We start from the raw sequence: 12318 nt of genomic DNA on the forward strand, positions 1-12318 counted from the left end.
CCTATCTTTACTGTGCTATGGAATTACCACCTCTTGAGGTACAAATTAAAACCTTACCACTATCGCCTGGAGTCTACTTGTATTTTGACAAAAAGGACAGACTTCTCTATGTAGGAAAAGCTAAAAAGCTTAAAAAACGCGTCTCCTCGTATTTCAATAAGAATCACGATAGTTACCGTATCAAAACGATGGTAAAAAACATCCATCGTATTGAACATATAGTGGTAGAAACAGAGACTGATGCTTTACTACTAGAAAATAGTTTAATAAAAAGTCGCAATCCTCGATATAACATCATGCTACGTGATGACAAAACCTATCCGTGGTTAGTTATTAAAAAAGAACGTTTTCCTAGAGTGTTTCTCACGCGTAAAATGATTAAAGATGGAAGTGAATACTACGGTCCTTATACTAGTGTAAGAACGGTGCGAACTTTACTTGAACTTGTGAAAACCTTATATCCTATACGAACTTGTAATTATGACTTACAACAAGACAAGATTAATGAAGGTAAATTCAAATTATGCCTAGAATACCACATAGGAAATTGTAAAGGACCATGTACAGGTTTACAAAATGAGGTGCAATACAATAGAAGTATCGAGGCCATAAGAGGAATTGTAAAGGGAGACTTTAAAGAGGCTGTTTCTTATTTTACAGAGTTGATGCAAGAGCATGCGGCAAATATGGAATTTGAAGAAGCACAACTGCTCAAGGAAAAATTAGAAATTCTCACTAGATATCAGGCAAAATCTACTGTGGTTAATCCTAATATTTCAAATGTTGATGTATTTACTATAGTAAGCGATGAAGCTGCAGGATATGTGAATTACTTGCAAATCAATCATGGAGCAATCACTCGTTCTCATACCATGGAGCTTAAAAAACAGCTGGATGAGACCGACAAAGAGCTTCTAGAATTAGCCATCATAGAAATAAGAAATAGATTTGATTCTCAATCTAGAGAAATTTATACTCAATTTGAAGTAGAACTAGGTGAATCCCTTAAAGTTACTATTCCAAAACTAGGCGATAAAAAGCGAGTTGTAGACCTGTCAGAACGTAATGCAAAGTTCTTTAGGCAAGAGCAATTTAAAACCATAAAAATCGTTGATCCAGACCGACATACAAATCGTCTTATGGTTCAAATGAAAGCAGATTTGAGGCTAGATGAAGAGCCACGTCATATGGAATGTTTTGACAACTCAAATATTCAAGGTACTAATCCTGTTGCTGCCTGTGTGGTATTTAAAAACGGTAAGCCCAGTAAAAAAGACTATAGAAACTTTAATATTAAAACCGTTGAAGGTCCAGACGACTTTGCCAGTATGGAAGAAGTCGTTTATCGACGTTATAGAAGATTACTAGAAGAAGATCAACCACTACCTCAACTTGTTATCGTAGATGGAGGAAAAGGACAGCTTTCTAGCGGTGTGACTGCATTAGAGCGATTAGGCTTGCGAGGCAAAGTACCGATTATAGGAATTGCAAAACGTCTGGAAGAGTTGTTTTATCCTAACGATCCTGTACCTTTATATCTAGATAAGAGATCAGAAACCTTAAAAGTTATACAGCAAATGCGTAATGAAGCGCACCGCTTCGGTATCACACACCATAGAAATAAAAGAAGTAAACAAGCCATAGAAACAGAGCTTGACGAGATACCTGGAATAGGAGAAAAAACAGTTGTAGAACTTTTGAAACACTTTAGAAGCGTAAAACGCGTTAAAAATGCAAGCAAAAAAGAATTAACTGAAATCGTGGGTACTTCAAGAGCTCAAAAAATAATAGACTTTTATATAGATGAGGAAGAGTAAGATCATATTACTTTTTATTGTTCTCGCTCTTGCGAAAGCGGACTATCTTCTAGCGCAACAGAATGAAACTTCTTCACGACCTAAAATAGGATTAGTGCTATCTGGTGGCGGCGCAAAAGGTCTTGCACACATAGGCACGTTAAAAATCATTGACTCCTTAGGTATCAAAATAGATTACATTGCTGGAACAAGTATGGGAGCGATAATAGGCTCTTCATATGCGTCTGGTTATACCGGCAAACAACTGGACTCAATATTCAAAACTTTGGACTTTGATAAAATCATCTCTGACGATATACCTCGTAGCGCCAAAACTTTCTTTGAACGTAGAAGCAATGAAAAGTATGCGATCACATTACCTTTCAAAGATTTTCAAGTGCAAATCCCTTCTTCACTAAGCAAGGGACAGAACATTTATGATCTTTTATCTGGATTGTTGTATCATGTAAAGGACATCGATGACTTTAGTGAGTTACCTATTCCATTTTTATGTATTGCGACAGATATTACCACGGGAGAAGAGGTTGTTTTAGACAGTGGTTATTTACCTAAAGCAGTAAATGCTAGCGGTGCACTACCTTCGCTTTTTGCGCCTGTTGACATCAACGGTAAACTTTTAATTGATGGCGGCGTTACAGATAATTACCCTATTCAAAAATTAAGAGATCGTGGAATGGACATTATTATAGGAGTAGATGTTCAGGACGATTTAAAATCTCTTGAAGAGCTGGATAGCGCACTCGATATCCTTTCTCAAATCAATAATTTCAGGACGATCAATGACATGAAAGAAAAAGCACCTGAAACAGATGTTTATATCATGCCAGATATCTCGTCGTTCTCTGTGGTGTCCTTTGAAAAAGGGAGAGAAATTATCAAAAAGGGAGAGCTCGCCGCAAGAAGACAAATGGAACAACTGAAGGCTCTCAGTGCAACAGATTATCAAAAACCTGAGTTGCAAATAAAAGCTCGGGATAGTGTTTATATAAATGATATAAACGTTGATGGCAATAACAATTATACCAGAGCTTATATAGTAGGTAGATTTAAAGTTAAAACACCAGGAAAGATCGCTTATGATGATATTAATATAGCTATTAATAATTTACAAGCCTCAGATAATTTTGCCAAAATCAACTATGAAATCATAGGGTCTGGAGAAGATGCCACTTTAAACATTGAAGTTGTAGAAAGCGATGTACGTAACTATCTACGTCTAGGATTGCACTATGATGAATTGCTAAGAAGTGCTGCACTAATTAACCTATCTAGAAAAAATGTGCTTTTTAATAGTGATATTATCTCTGCAGACGTTATTGTAGGAGATAACCTCCGATACAACTTCGACTATTATATCGATAAAGGAAGATACTGGTCCATAGGGATTCATAGTGAGTTTTTAAAATTTCAAAAAGATGTAAAAGCCTCCTTAGTTCAGGAAATAGGGAACATACCATCTTTAGGAGTAAATAATATCGACTTAGAATATAGGGACTGGACGCAACAATTGTATGTACAAACTAGAATTAACAAATCCATTAATTTTATCTCAGGTGCCGAAATTAAAACTCTTGATGTTTTTACAGAAACCTTGACCACTCCAGATCCAGATGATAATGATATAACGGACTTCTCAAATGGTACTCTAGGTAGTATTTATGGTAAGGTTCTACTTGATTCTTATGATAATGCATTCTTGCCTTCTTCGGGCTGGAGAATAGATGGAGATTTTCATCTGTACCTTTTTAATACCGAATTTGGCGAGCGTTTTAATGAATTTTCTATGGCTCAGTTGCAGGTAGGTCGTGCACAGAGTTTTGGTAATTTAACGTTACGCGGTAATGCGCACATTGGGATTACCATAGGTGACACAGATAACTCTGCGATGGATTTTTTCTTAGGAGGCTATGGCTCAAGACGCATTAATAATCTCGTCCCGTTTTTTGGATATGACTTCATAAGTGCTGGTGGAGACACTATAATTAAAGCGTTATTTGAAATCGATTATGAAATTTTTAAAAAAAACCACATCATCTTTAGTTCTAATTTTGCAAGTGTAGAAGATAATTTATTTGAAACTAAGGACTGGTTTACAAATGCCCGCTATACAGGTTATGCCATAGGCTATGGAATGGAAACTTTTTTAGGACCTATTGAAGTTAAATACACGTTCTCACCACAACAAGATGATGGGCAAGTTTTTGTCAATCTGGGATTCAGGTTCTAATGAGAAAAGTACTCCTGCAACAACGTTTGTGATGATCTCGCTTTCGCGAAAGCGGAATTAACAACATGCTTCTTCTAATTTTTCGTATTCAACAAGAATAACTTGTAAATAATTCCTATTCCTCATGGAAGGATCTAAATTATTTACGAAATTTGAGAGATTTAACTTGTTACTATGCCTTTTTACCACAAATTAGGAAAGATACCTCCTAAAAGACACACACAATTTAGAAAACCAGATGGTTCGTTGTATTCAGAACAACTCTTTGGCACGATAGGATTTGACGGAATGTCAACTAACTCCTATCATGTTCACCGACCTACGATGGTAAAGGAAATAAGGAATCAGTATAGTGTAAAACCAGAGATAGCCTTAAAAAATCATATCAAATCTTACAGATTGCGAGGTTTTCAAATTGCTCCTGAAAAGGATTATATAGAAAGCCGTAAAACTGTCCTAATCAACAGTGATTGCGCCATTATTCTTGCTGCACCACAAGAGTCAACTAAAGATTACTTCTATAAAAATAGTGATGCAGACGAGCTTTTATTTATACATAAAGGAACTGGAACATTAAGAACACATCTTGGAAACTTAGAATTTAAATATGGTGATTACTTATTAATTCCCAGAGGAGTCATTTATAAAATAGATTTTGATACAGAAGATAATAGAATGTTTATTGTAGAAAGTAGACGACCTATTTATACTCCTAAGCGATACAGAAACTGGTTCGGACAGCTGTTAGAGCATTCTCCATTTTGTGAACGTGATTTGCGACGGCCAGAAACACTAGAAACTCACGATGAAAAAGGTGAGTTTATAATCAAAATTAAAAAGCAGGACGATATTTTTGAAATGGTGTATGCTTCACATCCATTTGATGTAGTAGGTTATGATGGATACAATTTCCCTTATGCTTTTTCTATTCATGATTTTGAACCTATAACAGGACGCATCCATCAACCGCCGCCAGTGCACCAAACATTTGAGACCGATGCCTTTGTAGTTTGCAGTTTTGTACCTAGGCTGTATGATTACCATCCTGATAGTATCCCAGCACCTTATAATCATAGCAACATTGATAGTGATGAGGTGTTGTACTATGTAGATGGAGATTTTATGAGCCGCAATGATATAGATGCAGGACACATAAGCTTACATCCGGCCGGCATACCACATGGACCACATCCTGGAACCGTAGAAAAAAGTATCGGTAAGGAAAAAACAGAAGAACTAGCTGTTATGGTAGATACTTTTAAACCGCTTATGGTAACTAAAGAAGGATTAGAAATTGCCGATGATAGTTATCACAAAAGCTGGTTATAATAAATTATTTTTGCGCAAAACATTATAGCATTGGAAAACGACACACCAAATTATTCAAACAAGCCTCCTTACGGGAACTCGGGACAGCAACCTTATCAAAACCAAGGACAACAGCGGTCTGGACAGAATCAGTATCAAAATCAGGGGAATTATCAATTTCCCTATCAAGGAGAAAAATTACCTGGAGACCCTAGCGCATTGACTTTAGGAATAGTTTCTTTAGTGCTGTTTTTTATGGGGTGTATTTGCTATGGTATTCCATCAATTATTACCTTAATACTAGGAATCATAGGACTAGTAATTGCTAATAGAAGTTTAGCTACTTATCAGGAAGACCCATCAAAATATAGTCAAAGTACGGTAAAGAGTGTCAACGCAGGTAAAGTAATCAATATTATAAGCGTAGCCCTTTCTGGATTGACTTGTCTCATATTTTTAATCATCGCGTTGTTCTTTGGTGGTATTTTCCTTTCTATCATGAATGGTGAATTTGAAGGTTTTGAAGACTTTAAAAATCAACAAGAGCAAGAATCAATTTATGAAGACGACAATTCATACTCTGACGATGACTGGCAATACAACGATGATACTGAAGCAGAAAGCATAGAATTAGAAAATGATTCTGTACCTGTTTTTGAAGAGATGGAAGAGGAAGAATTATAATGGTAGTAAAAAGAATAGATTTAACGGCACACGGCAGAGCCATGTGGTAGCTTTAATAAGCTCAAAAAAAATCGTATTATTTAATTACCTATTTAAAAACAAATTATGGCAGCTGAAATAAAAAACCTCAAAGATTTACAGAACACAGAATATTCACTTAAAAAACTTTTTAAAGAAGCCGAAGACTTTCTTCCTCTTCTTGGAACTGACTATGTAGAGCTTTACGTAGGTAACGCAAAGCAAAGCGCACATTTCTACAAAACTGCTTTTGGTTTTCAATCAGAAGCCTATGCTGGTTTAGAAACAGGACTTAAAGACCGAGTTTCATACGTCTTGAAACAAGGCAAAATAAGATTAGTGCTTACCACACCACTTCAAAAAGGTGGCGAACTTAACGAACATATTAATATACATGGCGATGGTGTAAAAGTGGTGGCATTATGGGTAGAAGATGCAAGAAAAGCCTTTGAGGAAACAACCAAAAGAGGAGCAAAACCGTATATGGAACCTACCGTAACATCAGATGAACATGGTGAAGTTGTACAATCTGGTATTTACACCTATGGAGAAACAGTTCACATGTTTGTGGAACGCAAGAATTACGATGGCATCTTCTTGCCTGGATTTAAAAAATGGGAATCTCATTACAATCCAGAACCTGTTGGACTTAAATTCATAGACCATATGGTAGGTAATGTAGGCTGGGATGAAATGAATACCTGGTGTAAATTTTATGGCGAGGTCATGGGATTTGCACAAATCATCTCCTTTGCAGATGATGATATTTCCACTGAATACACAGCTCTTATGAGTAAAGTAATGAGCAATGGAAATGGAAGAGTTAAGTTTCCTATAAATGAACCTGCAGAAGGAAAGAAAAAATCTCAAATCGAAGAGTATTTAGATTTTTACAACGGTCCAGGAGTACAACATATAGCAGTTGCCACAGATGATATCGTTGCAACCGTAAGTGCCATGCGAGACCGAGGTGTTGAGTTTCTTTATGTTCCAGAAGAATACTATGACGACTTACTGGAACGAGTAGGTGAAATAGATGAAGACGTAGAAGTACTTAAGAAACACGGTATTTTAATCGATAGAGATGAAGAAGGTTACTTGCTGCAACTGTTTACAAAAACAGTAGTAGATCGACCTACGATGTTTATAGAAGTGATACAACGTAAAGGAGCACAATCCTTTGGAGTTGGTAATTTTAAAGCTCTATTTGAAGCTATAGAAAGAGAACAAGCCTTAAGAGGTACTTTATAATAAAATGGTAGTGAGTCAGTTATCATTTTGGAATAAACTTTGTAAAGGTAATGATGAAGGGCATTTTGTCTTTATTCAATTATAATACGATATGAAAAAGATTATTTTTATAATGATAACTGTATTTACTGTATCAACAGCATTTACACCTGTTCAACCACCTGAAGAAACTGTTGAAGACCAACTTGCTTTTAAAAATGGAGAGTGGTTTAAATTCAGGATTCACTACGGTATTTTTAATGCCAGTTATGCAGAGCTTAAAGTAAACAAGTCCAGACTTAAAGGAAAACCAGTTTATCACATAAAAGGAACTGGAAAATCCACTGGTTTACTCCACCTATTTTTTAAGGTAGATGACAATTATGAAACTTACATAGACCGTGAAACGGTAAAACCTTACCGCTTTGTTAGAAAAATAGATGAAGGTGGCCACACTAAAGATATTCAAATAGATTTTGATCACGAATCTGGAACGGCTTTAGTACACGATAAAAAACACAAGACAAAATCTACCGTTAAAATAGCACCATCTACTCAAGATATGATGAGTGCCTTCTACCACTTAAGAAATATGGTAGACATCGATAGCCTTCAATTGGGTGATGAGTTTACATTGCCTATGTTTTTTGATAAAGAAAACTTTGATTTTAAACTGAAATACCTCGGTGAAGAAGTTGTTAAAACTAAGTTTGGTAACGTGGCTTCTTTAAAATTTAGGCCCTATGTACAGTCAGGACGTGTATTTGAAGAAGAGGAAAGTCTTACCGTATGGATTTCTAAAGATGAGAACAAGATACCTCTCAAGATTAAGGCAAAGCTAGCTGTAGGATCTCTAACAGCTGATCTTGATGCTTTTAAAGGACTCAAACATTCCTTCAAAATCATAGCTGATCGATAGTTCTAGAATGACTCTTTTCTATTCAAAAAGATAGATCCTTTTTTTAAAGTTATTTATCGTTAAGACTATGCCCTAAAGAATTGATAAAAACCTTAGGGTTCGTTACTTTTGTAGGTCATTTTTAATGAACCAGATGTCAGCAGAAATCAGCCCAGAGATTGCAAACCGGATTAAGTTACTTGAAGACAAGTTTAAACATTCTGGACAAGACATGCTTTCTTATCTCGATGGCTTGCTCTACGACACTTATACCACATACTGGGATTATATAAGACTAGACACTTTACTTAGCCTTCAAGTTCCTTCTACTGAGTTTCCTGATGAGATGATCTTCATAGGTTATCATCAAATTACGGAATTGTACTTTAAACTCATCATCCATGAGCAAAAGCAAGTTATAGAAAATGAGCACCTCACTGGAGCTTTCTTTCATGAAAAAGCCGTGCGCATTAACAGGTATTTTCAGGTATTGATTAATTCTTTTGAAGTTATGATCAAAGGAATGGAAAGAGAACAGTTTCTCAAGTTTAGAATGTCTCTTCTGCCTGCTAGTGGTTTTCAAAGTGCACAATTTAGAATGATTGAATTCTATAGTACTTCGCTTTTGAATTTAGTGCATCCGTCGGTTAGGTCTCGCTTTCGCGAAAGCGATAATCAAAACAGCAACGAAGATCTTTATGAAAATATCTACTGGAAAAAAGGCGGTATAGATATGTACACTGGAGAAAAGACACTGACACTAAAACAATTTGAAAAACGTTATACTCCTAGATTTTTGAGAATCGCAAAAGAAGTAGAGAATACTAATTTGAATCAGCGTTTTATCGCCTTACCAGAAGAAGAAAAAACTCCAGAACTAATAGATGCACTACGTTCTCTTGATCAAAATTTAAATATCAACTGGAAATTAATGCACACAGGCGCTGCTCATCGCTATTTGCGTAAAGAAGGACAAGCCGTTCAAGCCACAGGAGGAACTAACTGGAAAGAGTTTTTACCACCTAGCTTTCAAAAAATATCATTTTTCCCATCACTTTGGAGCGATCAAGAACATGGAGATTGGGGAAAAGAATGGGTTAATCATGTATTAAATACAAAATAAATGATCAAAAAAATTATTGTTGCTTCACTAGCAATAAGCCTTAGTATTTCTTCCTGTAAAAAGGAGGATAAGACCGTGGAGCCTGTTGTTCCAGAAAAGCCTGTAGTTGTAGAACCGATGATCAAATATGGCTTTGATCTTAATGAATATGAAATCGTTGCAGATACGGTGAAAAGCGGTGCCACGTTTAACGATCTTATCATACAGCATATTGTAGAAGGTCAAAGTGCCTACAAAACTGCACAAAGACTGAATGAAATCTATGATTTACGCAGAATACAAGCCGGTAAACCATTTAAAATTTTAAAAAGAAAAGATAGTATAGGCACGCCAGAGGTTTTTATCTATGAGTCAAGTAAACTTGATTATGTTGTTGTAAATTTTAATGACACACTAGCCGCATATAAAGATAAACACCCAATTACTTTTAAAAGAAAAACGGCAAGCGGTATTATCAACTCCACACTTTCTGAAGCAATGGAAGATGAAGGTTTAGGATTAAGCGCGATATACGAATTATCTGATATTTATAGATGGTCTATTGATTTCTTTAAACTTCAAAAAGGAGATCGTTTTAAAATGATTTACAAAGAACGCTATATAAATGATTCTATATATGCAGGAATTGAGTCTATAGAAGCTGCAGTATTTGAAACTGATGAGACGCCATTTTATGCTTTTGACTATGTAACAGATTCCATCACAGAAATAAGTGATTACTACGATGAGAACGGTAAAACTTTGAGAAGTTTTTTCTTAAAAGCTCCTGTGAATTACTCTAGAATCTCGTCTAGATTTACTAAAAGAAGATTTCATCCCGTACAAAAACGATGGAAAGCACACAAAGGAACAGATTATGCAGCAGCATACGGTACGCCTATTGTAGCTACAGCAAATGGTGTGGTTACAAAATCTGGTTACACTGGTGGAAATGGTAATTATGTCAAGATCAAACATAACGGCACCTACTCTACTCAATACCTACACATGACTAAGCGTAAGGTTAAAGTAGGACAACGAGTAAAGCAAGGTCAGATCATAGGAACTGTAGGAAGTACAGGTTTAGCAACAGGTCCACATGTATGCTATAGATTTTGGGTAAATGGCCGTCAGGTAGATCCCTATAAACAAAACTTACCAAGTGCAGATCCACTGCCTAAAGATAAAATGGATGATTACATGCAATTTATCGCTCCACTTAAAGATGAAATAGATCAATTGCCATTCAAAGAAACAGATGAAGTTCTGTAAATCAACCTCCTTTTTTACCTTTTAAGATAATAGAAACTCTATGAAAAATATAAATCCTACCTCAACCGATGCATGGAATGTTTTGACAGAACACTTTAAAGATGTCAAAAACCTAAACTTGAGAGAAGCATTTTCTCAAAATTCCAATCGCGCTGAAGAACTTACGCTTACCGAAGGTGATTTTTTAGTAGACCTTTCTAAGAACCTTATCACAAAAGAAACACAGCAAAAACTTATAGATCTTGCAAAAGAATGTGAGCTGGATGCTGCTATTCATTCGTATTTCAATGGTGAAAAAATTAACGCAACAGAAAACAGAGCTGTTTTACATACTGCATTAAGAACTCAGGATACTAGCTCTAAAGTAGGAGAAAAGGTAACTGCTGCTCTTGCAAGTAAAGAAAAGATGTTTGCTTTTGTAGACGCAGTAAATGATGGTAAAATTACCGCAGCAAACGGGCAAAAATTTGATACCATTGTTAATATAGGAATAGGTGGTAGTGATCTAGGACCAGTGATGATCTATGAAGCTCTACAAGCCTATAAAAATGAAATGACTCTTCACTTTGTTTCTAATGTAGAAGGAGATCACGTCGAAGAAGTCATCAAAAAAATAAATCCAGAAACAACTTTATTTGTGATTGTTTCTAAGTCATTTGGGACCCAAGAGACACTTACTAATTCTACAACTATAAGAAATTGGTTCTCTAAAAAAGTAAATGATCATGCAATAGCGCAACACTTTATTGCAGTAAGTAGTAATGTTCAAAGAGCAGTTGATTTTGGAATCGATCAAGAAAATATCTTCCCTATGTTTGATTGGGTAGGTGGTCGTTTCTCTTTGTGGAGTACCGTAGGTATGTCTGTCGCATTAGGAATAGGAACTCAAAATTTCCAAGATCTACTTGAAGGAGCACATGAAATGGATGAACATTTTAAAAACACCACTTTTGAAAAAAATATTCCAGTTCAACTCGGTTTATTGACTATATGGTACAATAACTTTTATAAAGCACAGAGTGAAGCCGTTATTCCGTACACGCAATACCTACATAGACTTCCAGCTTATTTACAGCAGGCAATTATGGAAAGTAATGGCAAGAGCGTAGATCGTAATGGCAATCCTGTGAACTATGAAACTGGAAATATCGTTTGGGGTGAACCTGGAACTAACTCTCAACATGCCTTCTTCCAATTGATACACCAAGGAACCAAGTTAATTCCTGCTCATTTTATCGCTTTCGCGAAAGCGAAATACCACCATCCTGATCACCATAACAAGCTCATGGCAAATTTCTTTGCACAGACCGAAGCATTGATGAACGGGAAGAATCAAGATGAAGTGATTAAAGACTTACAGAGCTCTGGCAAGTCAGAAGAAGAGATAAATAAGTTAGCTCCTTTCAAAGTATTTACAGGCAACAAGCCCACTACTACTATTTTAATTGATGAACTTACTCCTAGAAGTTTAGGAAAACTAGTGGCTATGTATGAGCATAAAATATTTGTAGAAGGAGTTATCTGGAACATATATAGTTATGATCAATGGGGCGTAGAACTGGGTAAAATTCTTGCAGATCGCATCCTTAACGATATAGAAAACTCAGAATCTGACGCTCATGATGCAAGTACAACACAACTTTTACAAAAATTTTACTCCATAAATAATTAGATAACTGTATTTCAGATTATTAAGCTAAGTAAGTGTTTCACTTCTTAATGTTAGCTTAATATTAGAATGGTTGATTAGGGCGTACTTTTG

Annotated in this window: 9 protein-coding genes; all 9 read left to right on the forward strand. The window is 35.8% G+C overall.

What is annotated here, in order from left to right:
- Positions 1-17 precede the first annotated feature (17 nt).
- The 9 genes from uvrC (at position 18) to pgi (ending at position 12228) form a co-directional block, all read left to right on the forward strand.
- Entirely contained in the window at positions 18-1817 is a 1800-nt protein-coding gene (gene uvrC, locus DDD_RS04235; protein WP_041566923.1) for an excinuclease ABC subunit UvrC, read from the forward strand.
- Positions 1804-4044, forward strand: coding sequence for a patatin-like phospholipase family protein (locus DDD_RS04240; RefSeq protein WP_015361527.1), 2241 nt, complete (start codon positions 1804-1806; stop codon positions 4042-4044). The genes uvrC and DDD_RS04240 overlap by 14 nt, the downstream gene beginning before the upstream one ends.
- Positions 4045-4218: 174 nt before the next feature.
- On the forward strand, positions 4219-5373 hold the full coding sequence (locus DDD_RS04245; protein WP_015361528.1) for a homogentisate 1,2-dioxygenase: 1155 nt from the start codon (positions 4219-4221) through the stop codon (positions 5371-5373).
- A gap of 30 nt (positions 5374-5403) precedes the next feature.
- Positions 5404-6036: a CCC motif membrane protein gene (locus tag DDD_RS04250; protein ID WP_015361529.1), complete on the forward strand. Its 633-nt coding sequence runs from the start codon at positions 5404-5406 to the stop codon at positions 6034-6036.
- A 105-nt stretch (positions 6037-6141) separates the two neighbouring features.
- Positions 6142-7305 carry a 4-hydroxyphenylpyruvate dioxygenase gene (gene hppD, locus DDD_RS04255; protein ID WP_015361530.1) on the forward strand — a complete coding sequence of 388 codons (1164 nt, stop codon included), beginning with the start codon at positions 6142-6144 and terminating at the stop codon, positions 7303-7305.
- Between the two features lie 91 nt (positions 7306-7396).
- Entirely contained in the window at positions 7397-8203 is an 807-nt protein-coding gene (locus DDD_RS04260) for a DUF3108 domain-containing protein (RefSeq protein WP_041566924.1), read from the forward strand.
- Positions 8204-8336: 133 nt separating this feature from the next.
- On the forward strand, positions 8337-9305 hold the full coding sequence (locus DDD_RS04265; RefSeq protein ID WP_015361532.1) for a tryptophan 2,3-dioxygenase family protein: 969 nt from the start codon (positions 8337-8339) through the stop codon (positions 9303-9305).
- Entirely contained in the window at positions 9306-10556 is a 1251-nt protein-coding gene (locus DDD_RS04270) for a M23 family metallopeptidase (RefSeq protein WP_015361533.1), read from the forward strand.
- Positions 10557-10596: 40 nt separating this feature from the next.
- A complete protein-coding gene (gene pgi, locus DDD_RS04275) occupies positions 10597-12228 on the forward strand; it encodes a glucose-6-phosphate isomerase (protein WP_015361534.1) in 1632 nt (543 codons plus the stop codon).
- The last annotated feature ends 90 nt before the right edge of the window (positions 12229-12318 follow it).

The sequence above is a fragment of the Nonlabens dokdonensis DSW-6 genome (assembly GCF_000332115.1).
Taxonomy (GTDB): domain Bacteria; phylum Bacteroidota; class Bacteroidia; order Flavobacteriales; family Flavobacteriaceae; genus Nonlabens; species Nonlabens dokdonensis.